Below are 26838 nucleotides of genomic sequence, written 5' to 3'. Positions count from 1 at the left end.
GCGGCACGACGTCATCCGCGGGTTCGAGCACGTCTTTCAGCGTAGACCCGCGCTGATCGGTGCGGAGGTGCGCGGCATCCGGATGCTTCAGCGTCGAGCAGACGCGGCGTCCACGACGCAGGAGACTCGGCTCGCGGGGGCATCGCGGCGCGGGCTTTCCCACGTCGAGCTCCCGAACTCCTGCGTCGTGTCCGCGAGCGCGCGGAGACCCGGAGTCGGGAGCGTTTTAGACTCCGGAGCATGGAAAACCGTCCCGCCCCCGGCACCCGCCTGCTGTTCGAGTGGCGCAAGTGGGACGGCTCGCCGCACTGGGTGCAGGACAGCGTGTACCTCGGCTCCGACGAGTGGGGCGAGTGGTTCGGCCAGCAGGTGGGCTGGCGCAGCGCCCGACCGGGTGCGGAATTCGTGTGCCGCCAGCCCAACGTCACGCTGGTGCCCGCGAGCGGCGATTGGGCCTTCACCCACAACGCCGCTCCCCACCCCGTCGCCGTCTACATCGACCTGGCGTGGGACGTCCGGTGGCATGACGACGGCGTGCCCCGCGGCATCGACATGGACCTCGACGTCGTGCGTCGCACCGACGGCCGCGGAACGTGGATCGACGACCGCGACGAGTGGGACGAGCACCGCGTGCGCTACGGCTATCCGCCCGAGATCGTCGACCACCTGGATGCCACGGCCACCGATCTCGAGCACCGGGTGCGCGCGCACGAGGCGCCGTTCTCGGACGCGGTCACCGGGCCGTGGCTGGAGCGGCTCGCAGCTCTCGCAACCCCCGGCGACCGCCCCGTCGCCCCGGCCTAGACTCGACGGGTGAGCAGCGACCCCAACCGCGCCGACCTCGGCAAAGACCCGCAGCGCGTCAGTGGCATGTTCGACCAGGTCGCCGCCGCCTACGACCGCACCAATTCGGTGCTCAGTCTCGGCAACGACCGCCTGTGGCGGACGGCGACCCTGCGGGCCGTGGCGCCGAAGAAGGGCGAGCGCATCCTCGACCTCGCGGCCGGCACCGGCACGTCGTCGATGGCGTTCGTGCCCAGCGGCGCCCACGTGGTCGCCGCCGACTTCTCGCGCGGCATGATCGCCGAAGGTCGCCGACGTCACGGGAACGTGCCGAACCTCGAGTTCGTGCAGGCGGATGCCACCGACCTCCCCTTCGCCGACGGCGAGTTCGACGCGGTCACGATGTCGTTCGGGCTGCGCAACGTCAACGACCCGCGCCGGGCGCTCCGCGAACTCCGGAGGGTGACGCGTCCCGGCGGGCGCATCGTCGTGTGCGAGTTCTCGCACCCGCCGTCCCCCGTCTTCAACGGCCTCTACCGGTTCTACAACGACCGTGTCCTGCCGATCGTCGCGAAAGCCGTGAGCAGCAACGCCGAGGCGTACGACTACCTCAACGAGTCGATCCGCGACTGGCCCGACCAGCCGACGCTGGCCCGGTGGATGCGCGACTCGGGATGGGATGACGTGGAGTACCGCAACCTGTCGTTCGGCATCGTGGCGCTGCACCGCGGCATCCGTCCGGCGGAGTGATTCCGGCCCCCGCCCGGTGCCTCCTCCCCAGCGGGGCGCTGTCAAGCGTCGAGATACCCGCGGCTGCGCCTCAGCGCGCCAGGCTAGGCTGACAGCGTGACCCCGAGACCGCCCGCGGCCGGCTCCCGCCTGTCGGGCAAGCTGGGCCTGAGTGACCGCATCTTCGCAGGCCTCCGCTCGCGCACCCTTCTCACCACCGTCGAGGCGGGGCTCGCGCTCGTCGAGACCGAGCTCGAGGGCGAGGTGCGAAGCGCCGACAAGCTCGCCGACGTCACCGCGCGCTACCTCTACGAGGCCGGCGGCAAGCGCGTGCGGCCGATGCTCGCGATCCTCACCGCCCAGCTCGGCCGGGGCACCACCCGCGAGGTCGTCGAGGTCGCCACGGCGCTGGAGCTCACGCACCTCGGTTCGCTGTACCACGACGACGTCATGGACGGCGCCGACAAGCGCCGCGGAGTGCCGAGCGCCCAGACGGTGTGGGGCAATAACATCGCCATCCTCACCGGCGACCTGCTCTTCGCCCGCGCGAGCCAGCTCATGGCACGACGCGGTGAGCGCGCGATCCAGCTGCAGGCCGACACGTTCGAACGGCTCGTGCTCGGACAGATGCACGAGACGGTCGGCCCGCAGGAGGGCGACGAGCCCGTCGACTTCTACCTGAGGGTGCTCGCCGACAAGACCGGCTCCCTCATCGCGGCCGCCGCCCAGTCGGGCGTCATCTACTCGGGTGCGCCCGAGGAGTACGAGCAGCCCATGGTCGTCTTCGGCGAGAAGGCCGGTGTCGCCTTCCAGCTGCTCGACGACGTGATCGACCTCTCGCCCGACCCGTCCGAGACCGGCAAGGTTCCCGGCACCGACCTGCGTGCGGGCGTGCCCACCATGCCGTACCTGCTGCTCGGGCACCGCTCCGACGCGGCATCCGCCGACCTCCGCGCCCGCATCGACGAGGGGCAGGAACGCATCGCCGCCGGCGCCGACCCGTCGATCCTCGATGCCGCCCTCGCGGAGCTGCGCGATCACGAGACGACGCACGAGACCCTGCGTCTTGCGCACCAGTGGTCGCAAGAGGCGATCGACGCCCTCGCGCCCCTGCCCGACGGTGCCGTGCGCGAGGCGCTGACGCGTTTCGCCCGCGCCGTGGCCGACCGCTCGGCCTGACCACATTCCCACCCCCCCCGATCCCGATCGAGAGGACCCCATGACGAAGCTGCGCCTCGCCATCGTCGGAGCCGGCCCCGCCGGCATCTACGCCGCCGACATCCTGCTGAAGGCCGAGCGTCGATTCGACGTCTCGATCGACCTCTTCGAGCAGCTGCCCGCGCCGTACGGGCTCGTGCGCTACGGCGTCGCTCCCGACCACCCCCGCATCAAGGGCGTCGTCACGGCGCTGCGCGAGGTGCTCGACCGCGGCGACATCCGCATCTTCGGCAATGTGCGATTCGGGGAGGACATCACTCTCGACGATCTCAAGCAGCACTACAACGCCGTGATCTTCTCGACCGGTGCGATCCGCGACGCCGACCTCGACATCCCCGGTATCGACGCGCACGGTTCATACGGTGCCGCCGACTTCGTCAGCTGGTTCGACGGGCACCCCGACGTGCCGCGCGAGTGGCCGCTGGAAGCCGAGTCGGTCGCGGTGATCGGCAACGGCAACGTGGCCCTCGACATCACGCGCATGCTCGCCAAGCACGCCGACGACCTCCTTCCCACCGAAGTCCCCGACAACGTGTACCAGGGACTGAAGGCCTCGCCCGTCACCGACGTGCACGTGTTCGGGCGCCGCGGCCCGGCGCACGTGAAGTTCACCCCGCTCGAACTTCGCGAGCTCGGCGAGCTGCGCGACGTCGACATGGTCGTCTACGACGAGGACTTCGACTACGACGAGGCCTCGAAGGCGGCCATCGAGACGAACAAGCAGGTCAAGGTCATCGACCGCGTGCTGCAGCAGTGGCGTACGCGCCCGGGGGCCAACGGCGCCGGGGGAGAAGCCTCGCGCCGTCTGCACCTGCACTTCTGGGCGAAGCCGCTCGAGGTCGTGAAAGACACCGAGGGGCGTGTCGCCGCCCTGCGCTACGAGCGCACCCGGCCCGACGCCGAGGGTGGGGTCGTCGGTACCGGCGAGATCCGCGAGGTGGAGATCCAGGCGATCTACCGCGCGGTCGGCTACTTCGGTTCGCCGCTGAGAGACGTTCCCTTCGACGAGCGTCACGGAGTCATCCCGAACCACGAGGGTCAGGTGCTGTCGGCCGACTCGAACTCGCGCGTCCCCGGCGTCTACGCCACCGGGTGGATCAAGCGCGGGCCCGTCGGCCTCATCGGACACACGAAGTCGGATGCCATGGAGACGGTGCGCCACGTCATCAACGACCAGAGCGAGTGGTGGCGTCCCGCCCACCCCGAAGAGGAGGCCATCCCGGCCCTTCTCGCGGAGCGCGGGGTCCGCTGGACCGACCTCGACGGCTGGCACCGCCTCGACGAGCACGAGATGGCACTCGGTGCCCCGCACGAGCGGGCGCGCATCAAGGTCGTTCCCCGCGACGAGATGATCGCGATTTCGCGCGGCGAGTAGCCGCAGCGTTCGAACCGCCCCGTCTTCGGACGGGGCGGTTCGTCTTTCGCGCGAGTACCACCGCGCCCGTTCCCGGGGCAAGCCTGAGATCTCGAATCCACGCCGGTCGGCAGGATGGGGAGACGACGCCGGGTACCGACGCCCCGCGCACGGAGGCGAGGGGGCCGGATGCGAACGGTGAGACGGATCGTTGCCGGAGCGTCGGCGCTGGCCTTGGCGGGTACGCTCAGCGCCTGCTCAGCCGGAGATGGAGTGCCGACTCTCACCTGGTACATCAACCCCGACGACGGCGGTCAGGCCGAGATCGCGGCATCCTGCACGGAGGCGGCGAACGGGGCATACCGCATCGAGACCTCGCTGCTCCCGCGCGACGCGGCCTCGCAGCGCGAACAGCTTGCCCGGCGCCTCGCCGCCAGCGACCGCTCGCTCGACATCATGAGCCTCGACCCGCCCTTCATCCCCGAGCTCGCCGAGCCCGGCTTCCTCGCGCCGGTGCCCGCCGACCTGCAGAACACCGACGGAGTCGTGCAGGGCGCGGTGCAGTCGGCGAGCTGGAACGGCGAGCTCGTGACCGTGCCCTTCTGGGCCAACACGCAGCTGCTCTGGTATCGCAAGTCGGTCGCCGAGGCCGCGGGTCTCGACATGACCCAGCCGGTCACGTGGGATCAGATCATCCAGGCCGCCCAGGACCAGAACAAGCAGCTCGGCGTGCAGGGGGCGCTCGCCGAGTCGCTGACCGTGTGGATCAACGCGCTCGTCGCCTCGGCCGGCGGGCAGATCCTGGAGAACCCCGACGCCAAGCCCGACGAGATGCAGCTCGGCCTCGAATCGGATGCCGGTAAGGCGGCGGCCGACATCATCGGGCGCATCGGCTCCTCGGGGCTCGGCGGACCCGGGCTTCCCACCGCCGACGAGAACGCCAGCATGAACCTGTTCCAGGGCGACAACGGCTCGTTCATGGTCAACTGGCCCTTCGTCTACCCCGCCATGCAGGCCGCAGCTCCCGAGGTCGTCGACGACCTGGGCTGGGCGGTGTACCCCCGCGTGGATGCCGAGACCCCCGCCGCTCCGCCGGTGGGCGGGATCAACCTCGGCGTCGGGGCGTACAGCGAGAACGTCGACCTCGCCTGGCAGGCGGTGGCGTGCATCGTGAGCCCCGAGAACCAGGCGCAGTACTTCGTCACCAACGGCAACCCGCCGTCCAACCTCGCCGCGTACGACGACGCCGAGGTGAACGAGAAGTTCCCGATGGCCTCGACCATCGCGGAGTCGTTGCAGCTGGGCGCCCCGCGACCGCAGACGCCGTATTACAACGAGATCTCCATCGGTCTGCAGCGCACCTGGCATCCGCCGAACGCGGTGAACCCCGACTCGACGCCGCAGTCCTCGACCGACTTCATCCTCGCGGTGCTCAGAGGGGAGCGACTGCTGTGACCGACACGACCGTCACCCGCGCCGAACGGCGCGCGGATCCGCCCGCCCCGACCAAGAAACGGCGCTCCGACCGGGCGCGTGCCGAGGCCCGGCTGGGGTGGATGCTCGCGGGCCCCGCCTTCGGCATCATGCTGCTGGTCACCCTGTACCCGATCGTGCAGGCCCTGTGGGACTCCCTCTTCAGCCTGCGCCTGACCGCGCCGGACGACCGCGAGTTCATCTGGTTCCGCAACTACCAGGTGATCCTGGGCGACCCGGCGTTCTGGCAGTCGATGGGGGTGACGCTGTTCATCACGGTCGTGACGGTGCTGCTCGAACTGATCATCGGCTTCGGTTTCGCCCTCGTCATGCACCGGGCCATCAAGAAGCTCCGCGGCTTCGCCCGCACGGCGATCCTCGTGCCCTACGGCATCATCACCGTCGTGTCGGCCTTCGCGTTCTTCTACGCCTTCGACATCAACTCCGGCGGGTACGTCAACAGCTGGCTGTCGTGGATCCCCGGGTTCGACGAGAACCTCAACTGGTTCGCCTACCAGGGCACGTCGCTCACCGTCATCATCCTCAGCGAGGTGTGGAAGACCACGCCCTTCATCTCCCTCCTGCTGCTGTCGGGGCTCGCGCAGGTGCCGGGCGACCTGGAGGAGGCGGCCAAGGTCGACGGCGCCACCTCATGGGAGGTGCTGCGCCGCGTCATCCTGCCGAACATGAAGGCCGCGATCATGGTCGCGGTGCTCTTCCGTACGCTCGAGGCGTTCCGCATTTTCGACAACATCTTCATCATGACCGCGGGTGCCAACAACACCGAGGCGCTGTCGCTGCTGGCGTACAACACCTCGATCGGTCGGCTCGAGATCGGGTTGGGCTCGGCGATCTCCGTGCTGCTGTTCCTCAGCGTCCTGATCATCGCCGGCATCTTCATCAAGGGCTTCAAAGTGGACCTTTCCGCAGGGAGGAACTCGTGATGGGCGTTCCCGCGGGCTCGCGAACCGGCATCCGGTGTGAAGGAGTGTGCAGCTGATGCGCGCAATGACCTGGCCCCAGCGGATCACATGGCTCGTGATCATCGCCCTCGTCCTGGTGTGGTCGCTCTTCCCGGTGTTCTCGATCCTCATGACGTCGTTCAAGACGCAGGCGGGACTGTTCTCGGGGACGCTGCTGCCCACCGAGTGGACGCTCGACAACTACGCCACGATCCTCGCCCCGGGAGGCAGCGCGCAGGATCTGTTCCTGCCGGCGCTGCGCAACTCGATCGGCATCTCCCTCATCGCGACCTTCATCGCGGTGGTGCTGGCCACGCTCTGCGCCTACGCGATCGCGCGGCTCGACTTCCCGGGCAAGCGCATCATCCTCACCACGGCGCTCGCGGTGTCGGTGTTCCCGATCGTCTCGATCGTCACACCGCTGTTCAACCTGTGGCGCGTCGTCGGCCTCTACGACACCTGGCTCGGGCTGATCATCCCGTACCTCTCGCTCACCCTCCCGATCTCGATCTGGACCCTCGCGGCCTTCTTCCGCCAGATCCCGTGGGAGCTCGAGCAGGCGGCGCAGGTCGACGGCGCCACCCCCTTCGAGGCGTTCCGCAAGACCGTGGTGCCGCTCGCGGCCCCCGGGGTGTTCACCACCGCGATCATCGCGTTCTTCATCGCGTGGAACGACTTCGTCTACGGCATCTCGCTGACCTCGACGGATGCCGCCCGCCCGGTGCCCGCGGCCCTGTCGTTCTTCACGGGCGCTTCGCAGTTCGAGGAACCCACCGGCGCCATCTCGGCCGCCGCCATCGTGGTGACCATCCCCATCGTCATCGTCGTCGTCATCTTCCAGCGTCGGATCGTGTCGGGTCTCACCCAGGGCGCGGTCAAGGGTTAAAGGAGCAGCACCTCATGGCATCCATCACTCTGAACAGAATCGTCAAGACCTACGACGACGGCTTCACCGCGGTCAAAGGCGTCGACCTCGACATCGCCGACGGCGAGTTCGTGATCCTGGTGGGACCCTCGGGCTGCGGCAAGTCGACGCTGCTGCGCATGATCGTGGGACTCGAGGACATCTCCGACGGCGAGCTGAGGATCGCCGACGAGGTGGTCAACGACAAGGCGCCGAAAGACCGGAACCTGGCGATGGTCTTCCAGAACTACGCCCTGTACCCGCACCTCACGGTGTACGAGAACATCGCCTTCCCGATGCGGCTGAAGTCGAGCGACCTCAGCGACGAGGAGATCGACGAGCGCGTGCGCCGGGCCTCGAAGCTGCTCGAACTCGACGAGCACCTCGAGCGCAAGCCCGCGAACCTCTCGGGCGGCCAGCGCCAGCGCGTGGCGATGGGCCGCGCGATCGTGCGCAACGCCAGCGCATTCCTGTTCGACGAGCCGCTGTCGAACCTCGACGCGAAGCTGCGCGGGCAGATGCGCACCGAGATCGCGCGCCTGCAGCGCTCGCTCGGCATCACGACCGTCTACGTCACGCACGACCAGACGGAGGCGATGACTCTCGGCGACCGCGTCGCGGTGCTGCGCCGGGGCGAGCTGCAGCAGGTCGCGAGTCCCCGCGGGCTGTACGACCAGCCGGTGAACCTCTTCGTCGCCGGCTTCATCGGCTCGCCGCCCATGAACTTCCTCAGCGGCACGGTCGACGGCGACACCCTGCGCCTGCCGATCGCCGACGTGCCGCTCGACGACCGCCTCCGCAGGGCAGTCGAGGGGCGTGATCTCGTGATCGTGGGCGTGCGCCCCGACGCGTTCGAAGACGCCGACTCCACGGAGCGCGACCTCTCCGGGGGTATCGCGACTGAGCTCGACATCGAGATGACCGAGTGGCTCGGCGAGGTGCTCTACGCCTACGTGCCGTACGAGACCGACCCCACGGTGAAGGACAAGCTGTCGGAGCTCGACCGCGACCTCGACGGCGAGAGCCTGCGCACCGAACTCGTCGTGGCCCTGGATGCCATGAGCTCCATCCGCGCCGGAGACGCCGCGCGCCTGTGGTTCTCGCCGGATTCGCTGCACCTGTTCGACCCCGAGACGGGGGTCAACCTCACGCGCGACGAGGCGAAGGCCGAGAAGCTCGAAGGGGACGCCCGCGCCGCGCGCAAGCGCGCGCTGGAGCGCGCGAAGGAGCGCGCGGAGCGCGAGGACGCGTCGCCGCGCTGACGGGAAGCGCCGGTCGCGGGCCAGTCGGCGCCACGGGTCGTCTACAACTCCGGAAAATCGGTGGGCGCACTGCCCGGATCACCGTTCTCAAGGCCGTTGCGCAGCGGATCTCCGGAGGTGTGCGCAGGAAGCGGGCCGAGCGGGTAGGAGACCGGACGCGGCATCGCGGCGGCGGATTGCGTCGGATTGCGGCGGCGGTGCCAAGGGCGGATCGAGGCGGATTGCGGCGGCGGTGCCGGGGGCGTGCGTAACTCCGGTGATCCGTTGCGCGCACAGCTTCAGCGGCCCTCTGTCCAGGGTGCTGCCCGATAGATCTCCGGAGTTGTGCACGCCCGGCCCGAGGGACCGGTCCGCCCGCCGTGGACCCGTGCTGCGAGCCGGCGCCGACACGCCAGGAGGGCCGGCCCGAGAGCCGGCCCTCCCTCGCGCGCAACGCGTCAGTCCGCGCGGTCAGCAGCCGCGTACTTCTCTGCGAGCTCCTCGTCCTGCACCGCCGCGGCGGTGACGCTCTTGCGTCCGGCGTAGACGTCACGATCGATCTCGTCGGTGCCGTTCGCCACGAGCATCGCGACCATCGTGTCGCCGTTGACGTTGAGGAAGGTGCGGAAGATCCCGGTGAACCAGTCCACGGCGATGAGCAGTCCGACGGCTTCGAGCGGCAGACCGAGCGACGTGGCGAGGAAGGTCGCGGCGACGGCGAAGCCGCCGGGGACGGTGATGGTGCCCATGTTCAGCATGATCGCCAGCGCCATGCCGAGGATGATCTGCCCGGGCGTCAGCTCGACCCGTCCGGCCTGGGCGAGGAAGAGGATGACGATCGTGTAGTTCAGCACCGCGCCGTAGGAGCCCATGGTCAGGCCGACCGACAGGGTGAAGTTCGCCACGCGCTGGCTGATGCCGACCTTCTCGACGGCGTTCTTCAGCACGGTGGGGAAGGTCACGGCCGAGCTCGTCGTCGTGACGGCGATGACCGTCTGCTCGGCGAGCTTGCCGGGGAGGGCGGCCGGGTTGAGGCGGGTGCGCACGCTGACGACGACGACGAACAACGCGGTGACGATGAGCACGCCCACGAGCGTGGAGCCCAGGTACGACAGCGCTGTGGTCACCACGGCGAAGCCGACGTCGCCGGCGAGGGCGGCCAGGAGGCAGAACACCCCGATCGGCGCGATGCGCATGACCAGGCGGATCATGCCGAGGATGATCTGCTGCAGCTGATCGAGCAGGGTGACGACGAGCCTGTTGCCGGTCGTGCGGACGTAGCCGTTGAGGGCGAGCCCGAACAACAGCGAGAAGACGATGATGGGCAGCATGCTCGCGGTCGACATCGCGTTGAAGATGTTCGTCGAGACGAAGCCGAGCACCGTCTCCTGCCAGCCGGTGGGCTTCGCGGCCTCCTGCAGCGCCGGGTCGACGGCGCCGGAGTAGTCGATACCGGCTCCGGGCTGAACCAGGGTCGCGAGCGCCCAGCCGACGATCGCGGCGACGACGGAGAAGCCGATCATCCACGCGAAGGTGCGTCCGGCGAGACGACCCATCCCCGAACCGGTCATGGAGCCGGTAGCCACGATCACCGAGGCCATCACGAGCGGCACGATCGCCATCTGGATGAGGCGGATGAACAGGTCGCCGACGAACTTGAGGTTGGCGGCCCATTCGCCGGTGGCGAGGCCGAAGACGATGCCCAGCACCGCCGCGAGGGCGATGAGGCTCGCCGGGTGGCGCAGGATGCGCCAGGTGGTCGCGAGACCGCGACCACCGTTCGTGATGTCGTTGTTCGTCATGACCGCTCCTCCGCAGACGTCCCTTGGTCGGTCCAATTGTGGATCGGCGTCGTTTCGAGAACAGTTTTGGCGTGTTTCCATGCCGTTACGGTCTGACCAATCGGGATCCGGTCACGGAAGCCACCTGAGAGGATGAACGCGGGAGGGTCCATGAGCGATCACGCGACGCTCGCGCCGCTGGAGCGGCACGGCGGCTCGGTGCATGAGGAGATCGTGGCGCGGCTGCGCGCCCTGATCCTGGCGGGGGTCTTGAAGCCCGGTGACCGGCTGGCCACCGAGCGCGACTTGGCCGAACAACTCGTGGTCTCGCGATCGGCGGTGCGCGAGGCGTTACTGCGCCTGCAGTCGGCCGGACTCATCGAGCGACGTCAGGGCAGCGGCACACGGGTGAGCGCTCGCGTGCCGATCTCCACCGCGCTCGCCTCGTGGCGCGACGACGATCCGACGTCGATCGCGGCGGCATCCGAGTTCCGAACCGTCGTCGAGCCGCAGATCGCCCGCCTCGCCGCGACCCGCATCGACGCCGCCGAGCTCGACGCCCTCGGCGCGGTCGTCGCTGAGTCGAGCACCGTGCTCGACGGCGAGCGGTCGGTGCAGCTCGACATCGCGTTCCACGCCGGTGTCGCCTCGGCCACGCGCAACCCGCTCCTCGCGTCCCTCAGTGAGCTGACGGTGTCGTGGACGCTCGAGGCCCGGCTCTTCTCGCACGTCGCCGCCGGCGGTCGCCGCCTCTCCCACGAGGGGCACGCCCGCATCCTGCGTGCCCTGCGGGCGGCGAACCCGGATGCCGCGGAGGCGGCCATGCGCGTTCACCTCGACGAGATCGCCGACCTCGCGCAGCACCTCCGCGACTGATCGACCGCGCCCGTTTGCGCGTTCTGAGCATTCCTCCGCGGCGGGCATTGACGAGGCGGGGGCCCGANAAGATCGGGCCCCCGCGGAGAGCCGGGTCAGCCGCCGATCAGGCTCACCAGGAGGCGGATCGACAGCGCGAAGACCGCGAGGAGACCGACCGCACCGGCGAGGTTCTGCCACCAACGGTTGCGCAGCGGTCCCATGAGCGCGCGGTTGTTGGCCATCACGACGATCAGCGCGGCCAGGATCGGCGCGAACAGCACCGTCAGGGCCTGGGCGATCACGATGAGCTGGACCGGCGACGTCCCCGCGAACGCGATGGTCACCCCGATACCGAACGCGAGGATGAATGCGCTGCCCAACCGAGCGGTGAGGGTCTCGGCGGAGGCGCCGCGGCCCACGGCATCCGAGAGCATCGTTCCGCCCGCGATGCAGTTGGGGATCATCGACGAGAAGGCCGCGCCGAAGAACCCCAGCGCGAAGATCCACGCGCCGACCGGGCCGGCGACAGGCTCGAAGATCCGCGCGAGCCCGGTGAAGGCGCCGGGCGTGTCGGCGCCGGTCTGACCGAGCACCGCGGCGGCCACCACGATCACCAGCGCCGTCATGATGCCGGGCGCGACGATGCCGGGGATCGTGTCGACGATGGTGATGTCGCGATATTCGTCTGCGGTGCGCTCGCGGGCCTTCGTGCCGTACGAGGCGAAGAACGCGGCGTTGATGGAGAAATTGGTTCCAACGAGGCCGATGATCAGCAGCCATGCCCCGCCGGGGACGATCGGGATCAGACCTGCACCGGCGGCTGCCCAGTCGGGGTTCGAGGCGAAGGCGGAGACGATGAAGCAGAACGCCATGAGCGCCACGATCGCGATGAGGATCTTCTCGACGACGCCGTAGATCTTCTTCAGCAGCAGGATCGAGCCGACGAGCACCGTGCAGATGATCGTCCACATCACCGGCGAGGTGCCGGGGATCAGCATCGACAGACCCACGCCGGAGCCGACCGCGTTGCCGACCGAGAAGCACAGTGTGATGAGGAAGACGCCGATGCCCGCGACCACGCCCGCCCACGTTCCGAGGGAGTCCTTGATCGACGAGATGAGCGACACGGGCGTACGGATGCCGAGGCGCACGCTCATGTCGGTGAGGAAGATCATCAGGATGGTCGAGACGATGATGACCCAGATGAGGGTGTAACCGTAGAGGGCACCGGCGTTCATCGCGGTGGTGAGGTTGCCGGGGCCGAATTGCCAGGCGCCCGCGACGAAGGCGGGCCCGATGAGGGCGAGCCGGCGCCAGAACGTGCGCCGGGTGCGGTGGGAGTCGACGATGCTGCGCACCGTCTCGGTCGAGATGCGTCCGTGTCCGGTGCCGGGGGTCGCGGGAGGTCGTCTGGTGGTGCGATCGCTCATGGGTAGTCCTTCCGTCGTCGTTGACGTGATGGGTCATGAGGGGCGGCCGGCCCACCGGCCGCCCCGCGGGTGTTACGCCGAGACGGTCACGCTGCCGAGGTCCGCCGAGACGAAGGCCGCGGCGATCTCGGCGTCGGCTCCGGCCGGAAGGGGCAGAAGGGGCTCGCGCACGGTGGCGTGATCCAGGATGCCACGGTTGACCAGGCCCCACTTGAGGGCGACCGTACCCTCCATGTGGGAGCCGCGGTGGTACACGGCCTTGGTCACGGGGAGCAGGCGTTCGTGGATGGCGTGGGCTGCGGCGTAATCCCGCGCCTTGCCGGCCTCGATGAGCTCCACGAGCAGCTCGGGGGCGATGTTGCCGTAGCCCACCAGCAGGCCGTCGACGTCGAACATCGTCGGCAGCAGGTACTCGTCGTGGCACGAGAGCACCTGCAGCTCCGGGAAGGCCGCGCGCAGCGCGGGGATCTCGGTGTACCAGCGGCGCATGTTGCGGACGCCGTTCTTGGTGTGGTTCACGCCCTCTTGGCCGGCGATCTCGAGCTGGGTGTCGAGGTCGTAGGAGGCCTTGGTGTTGTCGGGGTACTGGAAGAGGATCTCCTCGAGACCCGACTCCTCCCAGATGGCGCGGTAGCGGGTCTGCGGGGCGCCGGGCTGGAAGCCGAAGCGCAGCCACCCGTGCGAGGGGTAGACCAGAGCGCCCTTCGCGCCGGCGTCCGCGGCATCCTTCGCCTCGAGCGCGGCGGTGAGGTTCCCCTCCTTGGTGATGCCGGCGATGATCGGCAGGCGGTCGTCGACGGAGTCGCGGAACGCGCGGATGACGTCGAGCTGCTCCTTCTCGGTGAGGAAGGTTCCCTCGCCGGCGTGGCCCAGGACGACGAGGCTCTTCACGCCGTCGATCGAGCCGAGCCACGAACCCAGGCGCTGGATGGCGGCGTAGTCGACGTCGCCATCGGGGGTGAACGGGGTAACGGGGGCGGGGTTCAGGCCGCGGAGGTCGAGGACCATTGTCGTCTCCTTCTCTTCGTCGAGCGTTCTCGGGATGAGAACGTTTGCGGGAACGATTGCAAGTGTGCCTTCGGTGGCGTGAAGATGTCAAGACCGAATGTGAAAACGTTCCCGGGAAGGATCCTTCGCGGCCCGGTAGGCTGGGGCAGAAGGAGGTGCCATGGACGACATCGAGGTCGCCGAACGCCACATCGTCACGTTGAAGGACGTGGCCTCGGCATCCGGGGTCAGCATCTCCACCGTCAGTCGCGTCCTCGACGACCGCACCCCGCCGTCGTCCTCTGCGACGGCGAAGCGCGTACGCGCGGTGGCCGACGAACTCGGCTATCGGCGCAACGTGTCGGCCTCGAGCCTGCGCCGTGGCGCGACGGCGACGATCGGCGTCCTCGTGCCGCGCCTGACGGATGCCGTCATGGCACTCATGTTCGAGGCGGTCGAGCGGGCGTCAAGGCGACGCGGATACTTCGCCGTCGTGGCGACCTGCGGCGACGATGCCGATGAGGAGCGCCGAGCCACCGAGACGCTGCTGGATCGCGGCGTCGACGGCCTCGTTCTCGCCACAGCGCGCTTGGACGATGCCCTTCCGGCATCGCTTCGCGAGCGCGGCATCCCGCACGTGCTCGCCCTGCGCACCGACGACGTCAGCCCGTCGTCGCTCGGAGACGACGAGACGGGCGGCTACCTCGCCGTCCGCCATCTGCTCGACCTCGGGCACCGCGACATCGCCATCGTGACCGGGCCGTGGTTCACCTCGAGCGGTCGCGACCGTCGAGCGGGCGCCGAGCGTGCACTGCGCGAAGCGGGCGTCGATCTCGCAGACGGACGCGTGCTGGCCGTCGGCTATGGCCTCGACCACGGCATCGAAGCCGCGCGTCGGCTCCTCGACGCCCCCGACCGGCCCACCGCGGTGTTCGCCGCGAACGACAACCTCGCCGTCGGGGTCTCGACCGTCGCGCAGTCGCTCGGGATGGAAGCCGGGCGCGACCTGTCGATCGTGGGGTACAACGACATCCCGCTCGTCGCGCGCCTGCCGGTGCCGCTGACCTCGGTGCACACGCACTTCGACCGGGTCGCCGAGGTCGCCCTCGACCTGCTGCTGACGGACGGTCCCGATGGGCGCATCGAGCGCGTCATGCCGACACTCATCCCGCGCTCCTCGACGGCTCCGCTCGTGCGCTGACGCGCGGCCGTCGCCCGGACGGAGGGCTAGCGTAGGACGGGATCGAAGGAGCCCCATGATCCCCACCGACGCGTCCGCGACCGAGCGCTACCGGGCCGCGCGCGACGAACTCCTCGCCGCGCGCACCGATCCCGACCGGGCCGCGCGGTTCACCTGGCCGCGGTTCGACGGGCCGTTCAACTGGGCGATCGACTGGTTCGACCCGATGGCGCGGGGCAACGACGCGCTCGCGTTGATCGTCGTCGATGACGACGGCACCCACCACCAGCGCACTTTCGACGAGCTGGCACACCGCTCCGACCAGGTCGCCGCGTGGTTGGCATCCCGAGATGTCCGTCGCGGCGAGACCGTGCTTCTCATGCTGGACAACCGGGTGGAGCTGTGGGAGGCGATGCTCGCGATCATGAAACTCGGCGGCGTGATCGCGCCGACCACGACCGCCCTCGGCGCCACCGACCTCGGCGACCGCATTCAGCGCGCCGAGATCCGGCACGTGATCGTCGGAGCGGAGGATGCCGAGAAGTTCGACGACCTCCCCGACGGACTCGGCCGCATCGTCGTGGGCGGCGAGCACCCGGGCTGGGCGACCTACGACGACGCGTTCGCGATGGACGCCGCGCCCGCTCGGCATCCGGAAACCACCGCCGACGACCGACTCCTCCTGTATTTCACCTCGGGCACCACGTCGAAGCCCAAGCTCGTCGAGCACACGCACGCCTCCTATCCGGTCGGCCACCTCAGCACGATGTACTGGTTGGGGCTGCAGCCCGGCGACGTGCACCTCGCCATCAGCTCACCCGGGTGGGCGAAGCACGCGTGGAGTCTGTTCTTCGCGCCGTGGATCGCGGGGGCGACCGTGCTCGCGCTGAACTACTCGCGGTTCTCCGCGGGGCGGCTGCTGGCGGAACTCGAAGCGGATCGCGTGACGACGTTCTGCGCGCCGCCGACGGTGTGGCGCATGCTGATCCAGGCCGATCTGACGGGTAGACGCGGAGCGCTCCGCGAGGTCGTGTCGGCGGGGGAGCCGTTGAACCCCGAGGTGATCGCCTCGGTGCAGCGCGCGTGGGGACTCGACATCCGCGACGGGTACGGGCAGACCGAGATGACCGCGGTCGTGGCCAACACTCCCGGGGCTTCGCTCGTTCCGGGCTCGATGGGTCGGCCCCTGCCGGGATGCCCCGTGGTGCTCGTCGACCCCGTCACCGGAGCTCCCACCGACGAGGGCGAGATCTGCCTCGACCTCACCGATCGCCCGCTCAACCTGATGACCGGCTACGTCGGCGATGCCGCCCGCAACGCCGAGGCGTTCGCCGACGGGCTCTTCCACACCGGCGACGTCGCCCGCCGCGACGAGACCGGCAGCATCACCTACATCGGCCGCACCGACGACGTCTTCAAGGCGTCGGACTACAAGATCAGCCCCTTCGAGCTCGAGAGCGTGCTCATCGAGCACCCCGCGGTGGTCGAGGCGGCGGTCGTGCCCGCCCCCGATGAGCTGCGGCTCGCCGTTCCCAAGGCGTACATCGTGCTGGCCGGCGGGCGCGAGGCGGGCGAAGAGGTCGCGCTCGACATCCTGCGGTTCGCGCGCGAGCGGCTCGCGCCGTACCAGCGGGTGCGGCGCGTGGAGTTCTTCGAGCTGCCCAAGACGATCTCGGGCAAGATCCGCCGCGTCGAACTGCGTCAGCGCGAAGAGGCCGTCGCGCGCGGTGAGATCACCTGTGTGGAGTGGACGGATACCGCGTTGCGCGGAAACTGACGTCCCGTCAGACCGGCTCGGTCGTGCGGATGAGCCCGCAGTTCACGCACGACCATGCGACGAGGAAGCGTTCGTCGTCGAGGATCTCGAAGCGCAGTGGATCCCCGCACGTCGGGCAGGTGAGCGGATCGAGCAGGGTGCTCATCGCGCGAAGGTGACGTGCACGACCCCGCTCTCCGCCACCTCGGAGGTGACGGTGAAACGGGTGTCGAGTCCGCGCAGGTCGTCCCACAGTCGTCCCCCTCGACCGAGGATGACGGGGCGCACCGCGACGTGGAGTCGGTCGACGAGGTCCGCTTCCAGCGCGGAGCGGACGGTGGAGAGTCCGCCGCCCACCCGGACGTCGCCGCCACCGGCGAGCTCACGCGCCCGTGCGACGGCATCCGTGATGCTTTCGGACGAGAACTCGAAACGCGTGCCGTTGGCGAAGGCGATCGGCGCGCGCTCGCGATGCGTGAGCACGATCACAGGTACCCGGAACGGCGGCTCGTCGCCCCACCATCCGCGCCAGTCAGGGTCGTCGGGGAAGGAGTGGAGGCCGAACATCGCGGCGCCCATGACCTCGGCGCCGACGCCCGCGAAGTACGCGGACGCGTAGCGGTCGTCGACGCCGGTCGTACCGGCGCCGGAAGTGTCGCCGAAGACGCGCTCGCGGAACGTCCTGGTCGCCATGTAGTCGACGACGAGTCGGCCCCAGTCTTCGCCCATCGGGTTCTCGGGCGTCGGGTCGGCGGGCATCGCCACCCCGTCGAGCGAGATGTTCAGATCGACGCGGACGGCCATGGCATCCCTCCCGCGGGCCGGCTCAGCGGTAGTTCGTGAACTGCAGGTCGACGTCGAGGTCGGCGGCCTTGAGCAGGCGCTGCACCTCCTGCAGGTCGTCGCGCGACTTCGACTGCACACGCAGTTCGTCGCCCTGGATCTGCGACTTCACGCCCTTGGGGCCCTCGTCGCGGATGATCTTGCCGATCTTCTTCGCGTCATCCTGCGAGATGCCCTCCTTCAGCGTGGAGGTGATGCGGTACTCCTTGCCGCTCTGCGTCGGCTCGCCGCTCTCGAGGCTCTTCAGCGAGATGCCGCGCTTGATCAGCTTGGTCTGGAAGACGTCGAGCACGGCGTTGGCGCGCTCCTCGGAGTTCGCCTTGATGACGATGGACTCGCCGCTCCACGCGATCGAGGCGTCGGTGCCCTTGAAGTCGTAACGCTGCTCGACCTCTTTGTGGGCCTGGTTGAGCGCGTTGTCGGCTTCCTGCCGGTCGATCTTGGACACGATGTCGAACGAAGAATCAGCCATGCGTCGATTCTATTCGCGAGGCTCCCGCGCGCAGCCCCTGGACAGCGAGCTGCGGGCAGTGTCGGGAGCGGGTCCTGTGCCCGCTTCAGGCGACCTCGGGCCAGCCCGCTTTGGGGGCGCGGTCGTCGTCGCGCCGCAGCACGGCGGTCCAGGATGCCGAGGGCGCGCCGGTGCGTCCGAGCACCTGGCCTAATCCCGCGCCGGTGAAAGTGAACCCGCACTTCTGCGCGACCCGCATCGACGCCGTGTTGCCGATCACGCACTCCCAGCGGACGTCGTCGCGCGCGGTGCGGGAGAAGACCGCATCGACCACCGCGGTGAGGGCCTCGGGCAGGATGCCGCGTCCGCGGTGCTCGGCGCCGAGCCAGAAGCCGACCATGCCGATCTCCCGCCGCACGCCGATCACGCCGAGCAGGGGAGAGTCGTCACCCTTGCGGATCGCCCACGTCCACTCGCTATCGTCGGCCCATCCGGCGGTGACGTATCGATCGACGAAGGCCACGGCATCCGTCCGGTGGTAGGGCCAGGGGATCGTGAGGAAGCGTTCGAAGACGGGGTCGGAGCAGTACCGGGCGATGTCGTCGACGTCGGCGGAGGTCGGCTGGTCGAGGACCAGCCCCGCGGTGCGCAGGACGAAGGGCTCCATCGCCGCATGCTACCCGTACGCTCGTAGACTCGGATGCCATGCGAGCACTCACCGAAGACGAGGTCAGGGGCACGTTGGTCAACGCCACCCCCGACGAGCTGCGGATCATCGCCCTGCCGCACGACTTCGTGCTGACCGATTGGGACCACCTCGACTTCCTCGCTTGGCGAGACCCCCGCTCCCGCGGCCGCGGCTACATCGTGACCGAGCATCAGGGCGTGGCGGCCGGCATCGTGCTGCGCGCCGCCGAGGGGCAGTCCCGCGCTCGGTCGGCGATGTGCAACCTGTGCCACACGATGCAGCCCGGCGATCAGGTATCGCTGTTCACCGCCCGCCGCGCGGGAGAGGCCGGGGAGCACGGTGACACCATCGGAACCTACATCTGCGCCGACATGTCCTGCCACGAAACGGTGCGCCTGGCTGCCCCGCTCGCGCCGAGCGAGATCCGCGCGAGCGTGGACCGCAAGATCGATGGCACGAAGCGTCGTGCGGAGGAGTTCGTCGCACGGGTGCTGGACACCGCCGACGTCTCACGCTGACGGTTCGCCCCGTGGTTTGAGGCACTGCTCCCGGGATAGTAGAGTGATTTATCGCGCCTCTGGTCGACTGCAAAAGCCGGGCGGGTGCGCATCTGGCGAGTTACCCAAGCGGCCAAAGGGATCTGACTGTAAATCAGACTGCATTGCATTCGGGGGTTCGAATCCCTCACTCGCCACCACCTGAAAAGGGCACCCGATCGGGTGCCCTTCTTCGTTGTATCGACGAGGTCTCAGTCGGCGGCGAGCAGTGCTCTCGACCGCACCTCGAGGAACGACACCAGTGCTGCGAGTACGACGACCTCGTTCCCGAGGTTCACGAGTTCGACGGCGTCGAGCTCGATGGTGGTGTCGCGCGCCTCCATCGTCGCCTTCCAGGCGCCGTCGCCGCCGGCGATCGGCTGCAGGTAGGTGACGGTCTTGGCGCCGCTGAGGTCCACGACGATCAGGCCCGAGTCGGGATCGGTCTCGTCGTCCTGTTCGAGTAGTCGGATCTCGCTGCCGGTGAGGTAGCCGAGACGGCGGAACTGTGCCAGCCAGTCCTCGAGGAGGTCCTTGTCGAGCAGGCTCCGTATCGGCACGGCTCTCTCCGATCCGTTCGCGTGAATATCACGCGGACCCTCACATTATGACGGAGGAGATTGGACCGGGGCCAGAATCGTGCTCACGCGGTGCGCCCGCGCGGGCATGACGGGCGCGCTCAGGCCGCGCGCACCGCACGACCGGCAGCGCGAGCGGCGTGCGCCGGTGCGTGCGCGGCCTCTTCGGCGGCTTCCCACGTGCGCACGTCGACGACGAGACCCGACGCGGCGTTGGCCTGGTCGGCCAGGGCGCGCAGATAGTCGCCGACGAGCTGCTCGGGCTCGGGGGAGTCGAAGACGAAACGGAGGGGGATCGCCGGCTGGAGCCAGATGGTGGAGCGCCCGGGCTCGCCCGCGGTGCCCGTCCAGGTGAAGGTGAAGGATTCGCCGCGTCGCAGTTTCGTCGACGCGATCACCTTGATGTAGCCCATCAGGCGATCCGGAAGCGAGATGGGCGCTACGTCGGAACCGTAGAACAGAGTGGCCATGGTGATCTCCTTCGGTCGTGAATGGGGGGACGGCTAAAAATTAAACTAGCACGTATTTCACAAACTTAATTATTTTCACGAAATATTCATTTTCTTCACTATGGTGGGGGTAGTGGTCGGCCGGATCACGCTGAGGAGGGGGATGACGTTGTCGCACACCTCGGCGTTGATGACCGCACTCGATGACTACGTCACCGCCCGCGACGAGGCCGTCGCCCAGGCTCGCCGTGACCTCTCCATCAGTGAGCTCGAAGCGGCGGCGTTGTCGCACATCGCCGATGAGCCCGGCATCCGTCCCTCGGATCTGCGGGGGCGCCTCGGGGTCACCGCAGCGGGCGTCACGACCCTCGTCGACCGCCTCATCGGCCGCGGGCTTCTGCGTCGCGAGCTCGACGCCGACGACCGGCGCGTGAACCACATTCACCTCGAGGTCGATCTCGACACCGAGCCGTGGGCAGCGCTCCGCCGGTTCCCGCGTGAGGTGGAGTCGGCCGTCCACGTCGAACCCGTCGAGGTCGCCCGAGCCGCCGCCGAGGTCTTGGTGCGCATCACCGAACGGGTGCGCGGGCGGCTCTGACGCCCTCCGGCGAAGCGTGCGCCACGCGCACGCGGCCCGCATCGAGCTCGACCAGGTGATCGGCGTCGGAGATCAGCCGGTCGTCGTGGCTGACGCAGACGACGGTGGCTCCACGGGCGCACTCGTGGGCGATCGCGGCGCGGTTGCGCTCCGCGCTCGCCGCATCGAGTCCCGTCGTGGGTTCGTCGAGCAGCAGGATGCCGGCCCTCCGGGCGAGTCCCTGCGCGAGCAGCGCGCGCTGACGCTGACCACCCGACAGCGAGGCGAACGGGTGGCGTGCCACGGCCGCGATGTCGAGTCGCACCATCGCCGCATCGATCGCGGCGCGGTCGGACGCGTCGAGGCGACGGAGGGCTCCGGCGCGTCCCCAGGCGCCCACCGACACGACGTCACGCACCGTGAGCGGCAGGTGTTCCGACACAGCGGCGCGTTGCGGGACGAAGGCGCGTGAGTGTGCTCCGACCTCGACGGATCCGGACGAGGGCTCTCGCGCTCCGGCCAGCACCTCGAGCAGGGTGGACTTGCCTGCCCCGTTCGGGCCGACGATGACTGTCAGGGATGCCGCGGCGATGTCGACATCGACGTCGTCGAGGGCGAGGGCGCCGCCGAAGTCCACTGTGAGGGCGCGCGCGACGATGGCGGTGAGAGACATGGCATCCATCATACGAGTTTGAGAATCGTTCTCATTCTCGCTACGGTCGGGCATCGTGTCCTGGCTCTCCGAACCCTTCGCCCTCGAATTCGTGCAGCGTGCGCTGCTCGGGGGCGTTCTCGTGGCGATCCTGTGCGCGATCGCCGGCACGTGGGTGATCGTGCGGGGGATGGCGTTCCTGGGCGAGGCGCTGGCGCACGGCATGCTCCCCGGCGTCGCCCTCGCGACCGTGCTGGGCCTGCCGGTGCTCCTCGGAGCCGCGGCGAGCGCCGTCGTCATGAGCCTCGGCATCGGGGCGCTGCAGCGCCGCGCGAAGCTGTCGTACGACACGAGCATCGGCCTGCTGTTCGTCGGCATGCTCGCGCTCGGCGTCATCGTCATCTCGCACGCCGGGAGCTTCGCGACGGATGCCACGGCGATCCTGTTCGGCGACATCCTGGCCATCGGCGTGGGGGACCTCGTCGTCCTCGCTGTCGCCGTGGCCGTCGGTCTGACCGCGGCCGTGATGGCGCACCGCTCGCTCGTCGCCCTCGCGATCGACGAGCGCGTCGCACGTGTGCTCGGTCTCGGGCCGCGTCTCGCGCAGACCGTGCTGGTCGGTCTCGTCACCCTCGCCGTCGTCGCGTCGTATCAGGCGGTCGGATCCCTGCTGGTGGTCGGGCTGCTGGTCGCCCCCGCGGTCGCCGCCCGCCAATGGACCCACCGCATCCCCACGACCATGGTGCTCGCCGCCGCCGTCGGCGCGGCCGCCGTCGCGGCGGGGCTCCTCATCTCGTGGCACGCGGCGACCGCCGCCGGCGCCACGATCGCCGCCGCCGCCATCGGCGCGGCCGGTGTCTCGTGGGCGCTGCGCGCCGGCCGCGACGCCGTGCGCCGCCGCGCGGCATCCCCTGTCCTTCTTCACGCCTGATCCGGAGAGTGCTCATGCCCCACCCCGCCTCCCCTCGGCGGCTCGCTCCCCTGGGGGCGCTGCTGATCGTCGCCCTCGCCGGTTGCGCCGCCCCCGCGTCTCCCGCCGACATGCCCACCGAACCCTCGGCCGACACCCACGGCGAGATCGCCGGCGCCGCGGAGCTCGCCGAACCCGCCGTCGGCCTGACCTCGATCGACGGGGAGGGGCGCGTGTCGCACCTCGACCTGCTCGAGGAGACCACGGCCGAGCTCGGCTCGGTGCGCCCTCCGCTGTCGATGCACTCCGACGGTCGATACCTGTTCGCGGCCGACGAGACGGGTGTCTCCCTCGTCGACAGCGGGGTGTGGACGTGGGACCACGTCGACCACTTTCACTACTACCGCGCCGAACCGCGCCTGCTCGGCGAGGTCGAGGGTGACGGGGTCGCCGTCGTGGCGACGTCGAACTCGTCGACCACCGGGGGCACGGGGCTCTTCTTCCCGGGATCGGGGGAGGCCGTGCTCCTCGACACCGAGGCGCTGTCGAAGGGAGAGGTCGTCGAGACCTTCCGGCTGCAGAGCGTGCCCGGCGCGGGGCTGGTCGTGCCCGCCGGCTCGTTCGCGACGGTCGCCGCGGGCGGCGAGGTGACGCTGCACGCGAGCGACGGCTCGACCATCGGCGAGGCCGCTCCCTGCGCTGACCCCGCCGGCACCGTCACCACCCGCGTCGGCGCGGTGATCGGATGCCGGGACGCCGCCCTCCTCGTCACCGTCGCCGACGAGCGCCCCGCCGTCGAGCGCATCCCCTATCCCGCGGGCACGACCGCGCCGCGCGCCACCGCATTCGCGAACCGCGAGGGACGGCCGACGGTCGCGGCGGTCGCCGAGGGGGTCGGAGTGTGGATGCTCGACACGCGAGAGCGGTCGTGGGCACTCCTGCCGACCCCCGAACCGGTCGTGCAGGTCACGGCGGTCGACGACAAGGACGCGAACCTGCTCGCCCTCACGGCCGACGGTCGCGTGCTCGTGCTCGACGGCGAGACCGGTGCGTTGCGCGCGACAACCGCTGCACTCGTGGGCGCGAGCCTGGCAGGCGGGCAGCCGGTGAGTCTCATCGCCGACCAGCAGCGGGCCTACCTCAGCGGACCCGCGGAGGGCCGGATGTGGGAGCTCGACTTCGCCGACGACGCCCGCATCGCCCGCGAGTTCACGCCCGAGCGCACGCCGCTCTTCGTCGCCGAGACGGGACGCTGACCCATGAAGAAGATCCTCGCCGTCGCGCTCGCGGCGGCTGTCCTCGCCCTCAGCGGATGCGCGGGCCCGGTGGCATCCGATCGCCCGCTGGTCGTGGTGACGACGAACATCCTGGGCGATGTCGTGTCGAACCTCGTCGGCGACGACGTCGAGGTCCTGACCCTCATGCGTCCGGGCGCCGATCCGCACTCGTTCGAGATCTCCGCCGCCGAGGCCGCGCGCATGCGCTCCGCCGACCTGTTGGTGGCCAACGGCATCGGACTGGAAGAGGGACTGCAGCAGCACCTCGACGCCGCGGCATCCGAGGGGGTCCGCACCTTCGTGGCGGAAGACGCCGTCACCGTGCTCCCGTACACGTCGACCGACGCCGGCGGCGCCGACGATCCCCATTTCTGGACGGACCCCGCGCAGATGATCGCGGTCGTCGACGCCCTGACTCCCGTCCTCGAGGAGGTGGGAGGGGCCGCGGTCACCGACCGCGCCGCCGCCTACCGCGCCGAGCTCACCGACCTGGATGCCGAGATGACCGCCGCCTTCGCAGGCATTCCGGCGGAGCGGCGGGCGCTCGTCACCAACCACCACGTCTTCGGCTACCTCGCCGACCGCTTCGACTTCCGCCTGGTGGGGGCCGTCATCCCCGGGGGCACGACCCTGGCCGCGCCCAGCACGAGCGACCTCGCCGATCTCGTGTCGGCCATCGACGAGGCCGGTGTACCGACGATCTTCGCGGAGTCGTCGTCGCCCGACCGCCTCGTGCGGGCGCTCGCCGACGAGGCGGACCGGCAGGTCGCGGTGACCGAGCTCTTCACCGAGTCGCTCACCGATGCCGCCGGCGGGGCCCCCGACTACCTGACCATGATGCGCGTCAACACCGAGCGCATCCGCGCCGGTCTCGCTCCCTGAGGCCGTCACAGGAGCCCCGACACAAGAGCCCCGACACGGCGCGCATCGTCGCCGCGTCATCCCCCGGACCCTCGCCCCGCCGCGGGTCCTCACCCAGAAAGAGAATCACATGCGCAGTTCCTTCCTCCGCGCGGATCGCCTCCGCCGCGCGGGTCTGCTCGCCCTCGCGGTCGGAGCCACGGTCGGTCTCTCGGCCTGCGCCGGCGGCGCCGGCACCGGCTCGGCCGCTCCCGCCTCCGACGCTCCCTCCGCGGGTGACGCCGCCACTCGCGTCGCCCTGTCGTACCCCGGCGGGATCGTCGTGCTCGACGGGCAGAGCCTCGAGACCCTCGGTGACTTCACGTCGGAGGAGTTCACCCGCCTGAACTCCGCCGGCGACGGCCGCCACATCATGGTCACCACGAGCGAGGGCTTCCAGGTCCTGGATGCCGGGACCCCCACCGCCGAGCCCGAGCTCACCGACCTCGTGTTCGCGGCCGCCAAGCCCGGCCATGTCGTCACGCACGGCGGTACCACCGTGCTGTACGCCGACGGCACGAGCGACTCGACCATCTTCGACACCGACGCCCTGCTGGCATCCACCGACGAGCTCCCCGCGGTCGAGACCATTCCCGGTGTCGAGGCGCACCACGGCGTATCGATCGTGCTGGAGGACGGAACCTTCCTCACCACGGTGGGCAACGCCGACGGCCGCAACGGCGTCGTCGCTCAGGACGAATCGGGCGCGACCATCGCCCAGAGCAACGACTGCCCGGGCGTCCACGGCGAGGGCACCGCGAAAGACGAGGTCGTGGTCTTCGGATGCGAGAACGGCGCTCTCGTGTACGACCAGGGCACCTTCACCAAGCTCACCGCGCCCGACCAGCCCTACGGCCGCATGGGGAACGCCTACGTCAGCGAGGACAGTGCCCTCGTCGTCGGCGACTACAAGGACGACCGGGATGCCGAGGGCTACCTGTTGCACCGCGTCGCGCTCATCGACACCGCCGCGAAGACCCAGCGCGTGATCGATCTGCCCGAGGGCGTGGAGTACACCTTCCGTGACATCGCCCGCGGTCCCGGCGACCTCGGTTACATCCTCGCCACCGACGGTTCGATCCACGTGCTCGACCCGGCCACCGGCGAGCTCACGGCGTCCTACCCCGTGATCGACGCCTGGGAGGGTCCGGTCGAATGGCAGGACGCCCACCCGGCGATCAAGGTGTCGGGCGACCTCGCCTACGTGACCGAGCCCGCGAAGAACGCCGTGCACGCGGTCGACCTCACCACCGGAGAGATCGTCGAGAGCGTCACCCTCGACGAGACGCCGAACGAGATCGCGCTCACGCGCTGACGCGGGGCTCGCGCCACCCGTCACCGCTGATCCGTCTCCCGGCCGCCCCGGTCGTACGCCACCTGCAGTGCTCTGCGCACCGCGCGTACGCCGAGGCGGTCGGCCGTTCCGCGGCGCACCGCCGTGAAGACCTCGCGGCGCGGCTCGCCCGGCAGGTCCACCAGGCGGACCGGCGGAGTATCCCCGGCGAAGACGAGGTCGGGGATCATGCCGACCGCGTGCCCGGATGCCACCAGCCGCACGTGCGCGGTCAGGTCGGCCATCTCGAACCGCACATCGGGTTCGAAGCCCGCTGCGCGGCACTGCTGGGTCGCCCACTGCCGGGCGGCGGTGCCCACGGGTTCCATGACCCACGCGCGGTCGCGAAGGTCTTCCAGGCGGAGAGCCGGATCGCCGTGCGCGGCCGCGAGGCGGATGGCGTCCCGTCCCAACAGGCTCCGCTCGATGCCGTCGCGGTGCTCGCGCGTGTGGCCGGGGTACTGCTCGGCGACGGCGAGGTCGAAGCCGCGCGCCGCGACCTCGAACAGGCCCTCCTCCGGGGCGAGTTCGGCCACCTCGATGCGCAGCTGCGGCTCGCTCTCGGCGAGGGCGTCGAGGGCACGGGGGAGCAGGCCGTGGGCGGCGGACTGCATCACCGCGACGCGCACCGGTGCGAGGGAGGGTCGCAGGCGTTCGAGCTCGGCGCGAGCCGCCTCGTCGGCGTCGAGCATGCGCGCGGCGTGCGCGGCGAGGGCAGCGCCCTGGGCGGTCAGGCGGAGGCGCCGCCCGTCGGGCTCGAGGAGCGGCACCCCGGCTTCGCGTTCGAGCAGCGCGAGCTGCTGCGAGATGGTAGACGGGCTGTAAGAGAGGGCCTCCGCGACCGCGGCGAGGGTGCCGCGCATCGACAGCTCGTGCAGCAGGCGCAGACGGCGGAGATCGAACATCGCATCCCTTCGGTTCTGTCGAACATAACCCGTCATCAATCATCGCTTTTCCCGACGAGAAGAGGGCTGCATGCTGAGGTCAT

At 69.7% G+C, this 26838-nt stretch carries 28 protein-coding genes and 1 tRNA gene; 18 read left to right on the top strand and 11 right to left on the bottom strand.

Going from position 1 to position 26838, the window contains the following annotated elements; genetic code table 11:
• The first annotated feature begins 240 nt into the window (after window positions 1-240).
• The 8 genes from ACTJJP_RS08645 (at window position 241) to ACTJJP_RS08610 (ending at window position 8685) form a co-directional block, all read left to right on the top strand.
• Window positions 241-804 carry a DUF402 domain-containing protein gene (locus tag ACTJJP_RS08645; RefSeq protein ID WP_440774603.1) on the top strand — a complete coding sequence of 188 codons (564 nt, stop codon included), beginning with the start codon at window positions 241-243 and terminating at the stop codon, window positions 802-804.
• A gap of 66 nt (window positions 805-870) precedes the next feature.
• Complete coding sequence (locus ACTJJP_RS08640; protein WP_440774712.1) at window positions 871-1533, top strand: class I SAM-dependent methyltransferase; 663 nt, start codon at window positions 871-873, stop codon at window positions 1531-1533.
• Window positions 1534-1629: 96 nt separating this feature from the next.
• Window positions 1630-2691 carry a polyprenyl synthetase family protein gene (locus ACTJJP_RS08635; protein WP_440774602.1) on the top strand — a complete coding sequence of 354 codons (1062 nt, stop codon included), beginning with the start codon at window positions 1630-1632 and terminating at the stop codon, window positions 2689-2691.
• Between the two features lie 40 nt (window positions 2692-2731).
• On the top strand, window positions 2732-4105 hold the full coding sequence (locus tag ACTJJP_RS08630; RefSeq protein WP_440774601.1) for an FAD-dependent oxidoreductase: 1374 nt from the start codon (window positions 2732-2734) through the stop codon (window positions 4103-4105).
• Window positions 4106-4273: 168 nt separating this feature from the next.
• The gene (locus ACTJJP_RS08625) at window positions 4274-5539 is read left to right on the top strand and encodes an extracellular solute-binding protein (RefSeq protein ID WP_440774600.1); all 1266 of its coding nucleotides are present in this window, start codon (window positions 4274-4276) and stop codon (window positions 5537-5539) included.
• Window positions 5536-6501 carry a carbohydrate ABC transporter permease gene (locus tag ACTJJP_RS08620; RefSeq protein ID WP_440774599.1) on the top strand — a complete coding sequence of 322 codons (966 nt, stop codon included), beginning with the start codon at window positions 5536-5538 and terminating at the stop codon, window positions 6499-6501. The genes ACTJJP_RS08625 and ACTJJP_RS08620 overlap by 4 nt, the downstream gene beginning before the upstream one ends.
• A 55-nt stretch (window positions 6502-6556) precedes the next feature.
• Window positions 6557-7405 carry a carbohydrate ABC transporter permease gene (locus ACTJJP_RS08615; RefSeq protein WP_298873913.1) on the top strand — a complete coding sequence of 283 codons (849 nt, stop codon included), beginning with the start codon at window positions 6557-6559 and terminating at the stop codon, window positions 7403-7405.
• Window positions 7406-7419: 14 nt separating this feature from the next.
• Window positions 7420-8685 carry an ABC transporter ATP-binding protein gene (locus ACTJJP_RS08610; RefSeq protein ID WP_440774598.1) on the top strand — a complete coding sequence of 422 codons (1266 nt, stop codon included), beginning with the start codon at window positions 7420-7422 and terminating at the stop codon, window positions 8683-8685.
• Between the two features lie 437 nt (window positions 8686-9122).
• Here the strand turns inward: ACTJJP_RS08610 and ACTJJP_RS08605 are convergent, their stop codons facing one another.
• Window positions 9123-10466, bottom strand: a complete 1344-nt coding sequence (locus tag ACTJJP_RS08605; protein ID WP_440774597.1) for a dicarboxylate/amino acid:cation symporter — start codon at window positions 10464-10466, stop codon at window positions 9123-9125.
• 150 nt (window positions 10467-10616) lie between these two features.
• Between ACTJJP_RS08605 and ACTJJP_RS08600 the strand changes: the two genes are divergently transcribed.
• Entirely contained in the window at window positions 10617-11321 is a 705-nt protein-coding gene (locus ACTJJP_RS08600; protein WP_440774596.1) for a FadR/GntR family transcriptional regulator, read from the top strand.
• Window positions 11322-11416: 95 nt separating this feature from the next.
• Here ACTJJP_RS08600 and ACTJJP_RS08595 read toward each other — a convergent pair whose 3' ends face one another.
• Window positions 11417-12733 (bottom strand): Nramp family divalent metal transporter, encoded by a 1317-nt coding sequence (locus ACTJJP_RS08595; protein ID WP_440774595.1) that lies wholly within the window; start codon window positions 12731-12733, stop codon window positions 11417-11419.
• 72 nt (window positions 12734-12805) lie between these two features.
• Complete coding sequence (locus ACTJJP_RS08590) at window positions 12806-13741, bottom strand: dihydrodipicolinate synthase family protein (protein ID WP_440774594.1); 936 nt, start codon at window positions 13739-13741, stop codon at window positions 12806-12808.
• 160 nt (window positions 13742-13901) lie between these two features.
• Here ACTJJP_RS08590 and ACTJJP_RS08585 point away from each other — a divergent pair, with 160 nt between their 5' ends.
• Both ACTJJP_RS08585 and ACTJJP_RS08580 read left to right on the top strand, forming a co-directional pair.
• Complete coding sequence (locus tag ACTJJP_RS08585) at window positions 13902-14921, top strand: LacI family DNA-binding transcriptional regulator (RefSeq protein ID WP_440774593.1); 1020 nt, start codon at window positions 13902-13904, stop codon at window positions 14919-14921.
• A gap of 55 nt (window positions 14922-14976) precedes the next feature.
• Entirely contained in the window at window positions 14977-16677 is a 1701-nt protein-coding gene (locus ACTJJP_RS08580; protein WP_440774592.1) for an AMP-binding protein, read from the top strand.
• Window positions 16678-16684: 7 nt separating this feature from the next.
• Here the strand turns inward: ACTJJP_RS08580 and ACTJJP_RS08575 are convergent, their stop codons facing one another.
• The 4 genes from ACTJJP_RS08575 to ACTJJP_RS08560 form a co-directional block, all read right to left on the bottom strand.
• Window positions 16685-16822, bottom strand: coding sequence for a hypothetical protein (locus ACTJJP_RS08575; protein WP_440774591.1), 138 nt, complete (start codon window positions 16820-16822; stop codon window positions 16685-16687).
• On the bottom strand, window positions 16819-17460 hold the full coding sequence (locus ACTJJP_RS08570; protein ID WP_440774590.1) for a dihydrofolate reductase family protein: 642 nt from the start codon (window positions 17458-17460) through the stop codon (window positions 16819-16821). Before ACTJJP_RS08570 ends, ACTJJP_RS08575 begins: the two co-directional genes overlap by 4 nt.
• A 22-nt stretch (window positions 17461-17482) precedes the next feature.
• Window positions 17483-17971: a YajQ family cyclic di-GMP-binding protein gene (locus ACTJJP_RS08565; RefSeq protein WP_440774589.1), complete on the bottom strand. Its 489-nt coding sequence runs from the start codon at window positions 17969-17971 to the stop codon at window positions 17483-17485.
• A gap of 85 nt (window positions 17972-18056) precedes the next feature.
• Window positions 18057-18617, bottom strand: coding sequence for a GNAT family N-acetyltransferase (locus ACTJJP_RS08560; RefSeq protein ID WP_440774588.1), 561 nt, complete (start codon window positions 18615-18617; stop codon window positions 18057-18059).
• A 38-nt stretch (window positions 18618-18655) separates the two neighbouring features.
• On the opposite strand from ACTJJP_RS08560, the gene ACTJJP_RS08555 reads away from it, so the two are divergent.
• Both ACTJJP_RS08555 and ACTJJP_RS08550 read left to right on the top strand, forming a co-directional pair.
• A complete protein-coding gene (locus ACTJJP_RS08555) occupies window positions 18656-19156 on the top strand; it encodes an FBP domain-containing protein (protein ID WP_440774587.1) in 501 nt (166 codons plus the stop codon).
• A gap of 94 nt (window positions 19157-19250) precedes the next feature.
• Window positions 19251-19335 (top strand) — tRNA-Tyr (locus tag ACTJJP_RS08550).
• Window positions 19336-19386: 51 nt separating this feature from the next.
• Here the strand turns inward: ACTJJP_RS08550 and ACTJJP_RS08545 are convergent.
• Window positions 19387-19734 (bottom strand): hypothetical protein, encoded by a 348-nt coding sequence (locus ACTJJP_RS08545; RefSeq protein ID WP_440774586.1) that lies wholly within the window; start codon window positions 19732-19734, stop codon window positions 19387-19389.
• 119 nt (window positions 19735-19853) lie between these two features.
• Window positions 19854-20222: a DUF7882 family protein gene (locus ACTJJP_RS08540; protein ID WP_440774585.1), complete on the bottom strand. Its 369-nt coding sequence runs from the start codon at window positions 20220-20222 to the stop codon at window positions 19854-19856.
• 142 nt (window positions 20223-20364) lie between these two features.
• On the opposite strand from ACTJJP_RS08540, the gene ACTJJP_RS08535 reads away from it, so the two are divergent.
• Window positions 20365-20799, top strand: a complete 435-nt coding sequence (locus ACTJJP_RS08535) for a MarR family winged helix-turn-helix transcriptional regulator (protein WP_440774584.1) — start codon at window positions 20365-20367, stop codon at window positions 20797-20799.
• On the opposite strand, the gene aztA is transcribed toward ACTJJP_RS08535, so the two are convergent.
• Window positions 20771-21451: a zinc ABC transporter ATP-binding protein AztA gene (aztA, locus tag ACTJJP_RS08530; RefSeq protein ID WP_440774583.1), complete on the bottom strand. Its 681-nt coding sequence runs from the start codon at window positions 21449-21451 to the stop codon at window positions 20771-20773. The two genes, ACTJJP_RS08535 and aztA, sit on opposite strands and share 29 nt — an antisense overlap.
• A 55-nt stretch (window positions 21452-21506) precedes the next feature.
• On the opposite strand from aztA, the gene aztB reads away from it, so the two are divergent.
• The 4 genes from aztB (at window position 21507) to aztD (ending at window position 25832) form a co-directional block, all read left to right on the top strand.
• On the top strand, window positions 21507-22361 hold the full coding sequence (gene aztB, locus ACTJJP_RS08525) for a zinc ABC transporter permease AztB (protein ID WP_440774582.1): 855 nt from the start codon (window positions 21507-21509) through the stop codon (window positions 22359-22361).
• 14 nt (window positions 22362-22375) lie between these two features.
• Window positions 22376-23596 (top strand): ABC transporter, encoded by a 1221-nt coding sequence (locus tag ACTJJP_RS08520; protein WP_440774581.1) that lies wholly within the window; start codon window positions 22376-22378, stop codon window positions 23594-23596.
• 3 nt (window positions 23597-23599) lie between these two features.
• On the top strand, window positions 23600-24499 hold the full coding sequence (gene aztC / locus ACTJJP_RS08515; RefSeq protein WP_440774580.1) for a zinc ABC transporter substrate-binding protein AztC: 900 nt from the start codon (window positions 23600-23602) through the stop codon (window positions 24497-24499).
• Window positions 24500-24608: 109 nt separating this feature from the next.
• On the top strand, window positions 24609-25832 hold the full coding sequence (gene aztD, locus ACTJJP_RS08510) for a zinc metallochaperone AztD (RefSeq protein WP_440774579.1): 1224 nt from the start codon (window positions 24609-24611) through the stop codon (window positions 25830-25832).
• Window positions 25833-25852: 20 nt separating this feature from the next.
• On the opposite strand, the gene ACTJJP_RS08505 is transcribed toward aztD, so the two are convergent.
• Window positions 25853-26755 (bottom strand): LysR family transcriptional regulator, encoded by a 903-nt coding sequence (locus ACTJJP_RS08505; RefSeq protein ID WP_440774578.1) that lies wholly within the window; start codon window positions 26753-26755, stop codon window positions 25853-25855.
• Between the last annotated feature and the right edge of the window lie 83 nt (window positions 26756-26838).

The organism is Microbacterium sp. 22296 (genome assembly GCF_052045385.1).
GTDB lineage: Bacteria > Actinomycetota > Actinomycetes > Actinomycetales > Microbacteriaceae > Microbacterium.
Note: the sequence above shows the minus strand (reverse complement) of the source record. Positions and strands in the feature narration are given on the sequence as shown.

Bases quoted from the DNA above. Each gene is read 5' to 3' on its own strand.
- ACTJJP_RS08540 (WP_440774585.1), bottom strand. From the start codon at position 20,222: ATGGCCACTCTGTTCTACGGTTCCGACGTAGCGCCCATCTCGCTTCCG.
- ACTJJP_RS08555 (WP_440774587.1), top strand. From the start codon at position 18,656: ATGCGAGCACTCACCGAAGACGAGGTCAGGGGCACGTTGGTCAACGCC.
- ACTJJP_RS08610 (WP_440774598.1), top strand. From the start codon at position 7,420: ATGGCATCCATCACTCTGAACAGAATCGTCAAGACCTACGACGACGGC.
- ACTJJP_RS08605 (WP_440774597.1), bottom strand. From the start codon at position 10,466: ATGACGAACAACGACATCACGAACGGTGGTCGCGGTCTCGCGACCACC.
- ACTJJP_RS08645 (WP_440774603.1), top strand. From the start codon at position 241: ATGGAAAACCGTCCCGCCCCCGGCACCCGCCTGCTGTTCGAGTGGCGC.
- ACTJJP_RS08625 (WP_440774600.1), top strand. From the start codon at position 4,274: ATGCGAACGGTGAGACGGATCGTTGCCGGAGCGTCGGCGCTGGCCTTG.
- ACTJJP_RS08570 (WP_440774590.1), bottom strand. From the start codon at position 17,460: ATGGCCGTCCGCGTCGATCTGAACATCTCGCTCGACGGGGTGGCGATG.
- ACTJJP_RS08520 (WP_440774581.1), top strand. From the start codon at position 22,376: ATGCCCCACCCCGCCTCCCCTCGGCGGCTCGCTCCCCTGGGGGCGCTG.
- ACTJJP_RS08560 (WP_440774588.1), bottom strand. From the start codon at position 18,617: ATGGAGCCCTTCGTCCTGCGCACCGCGGGGCTGGTCCTCGACCAGCCG.
- aztA (WP_440774583.1), bottom strand. From the start codon at position 21,451: ATGTCTCTCACCGCCATCGTCGCGCGCGCCCTCACAGTGGACTTCGGC.
- ACTJJP_RS08615 (WP_298873913.1), top strand. From the start codon at position 6,557: ATGCGCGCAATGACCTGGCCCCAGCGGATCACATGGCTCGTGATCATC.
- ACTJJP_RS08600 (WP_440774596.1), top strand. From the start codon at position 10,617: ATGAGCGATCACGCGACGCTCGCGCCGCTGGAGCGGCACGGCGGCTCG.
- ACTJJP_RS08565 (WP_440774589.1), bottom strand. From the start codon at position 17,971: ATGGCTGATTCTTCGTTCGACATCGTGTCCAAGATCGACCGGCAGGAA.
- ACTJJP_RS08640 (WP_440774712.1), top strand. From the start codon at position 871: ATGTTCGACCAGGTCGCCGCCGCCTACGACCGCACCAATTCGGTGCTC.
- ACTJJP_RS08585 (WP_440774593.1), top strand. From the start codon at position 13,902: ATGGACGACATCGAGGTCGCCGAACGCCACATCGTCACGTTGAAGGAC.
- aztD (WP_440774579.1), top strand. From the start codon at position 24,609: ATGCGCAGTTCCTTCCTCCGCGCGGATCGCCTCCGCCGCGCGGGTCTG.
- aztC (WP_440774580.1), top strand. From the start codon at position 23,600: ATGAAGAAGATCCTCGCCGTCGCGCTCGCGGCGGCTGTCCTCGCCCTC.
- ACTJJP_RS08505 (WP_440774578.1), bottom strand. From the start codon at position 26,755: ATGTTCGATCTCCGCCGTCTGCGCCTGCTGCACGAGCTGTCGATGCGC.
- ACTJJP_RS08580 (WP_440774592.1), top strand. From the start codon at position 14,977: ATGATCCCCACCGACGCGTCCGCGACCGAGCGCTACCGGGCCGCGCGC.
- ACTJJP_RS08595 (WP_440774595.1), bottom strand. From the start codon at position 12,733: ATGAGCGATCGCACCACCAGACGACCTCCCGCGACCCCCGGCACCGGA.
- ACTJJP_RS08535 (WP_440774584.1), top strand. From the start codon at position 20,365: ATGACGTTGTCGCACACCTCGGCGTTGATGACCGCACTCGATGACTAC.
- ACTJJP_RS08630 (WP_440774601.1), top strand. From the start codon at position 2,732: ATGACGAAGCTGCGCCTCGCCATCGTCGGAGCCGGCCCCGCCGGCATC.
- ACTJJP_RS08575 (WP_440774591.1), bottom strand. From the start codon at position 16,822: ATGAGCACCCTGCTCGATCCGCTCACCTGCCCGACGTGCGGGGATCCA.
- ACTJJP_RS08590 (WP_440774594.1), bottom strand. From the start codon at position 13,741: ATGGTCCTCGACCTCCGCGGCCTGAACCCCGCCCCCGTTACCCCGTTC.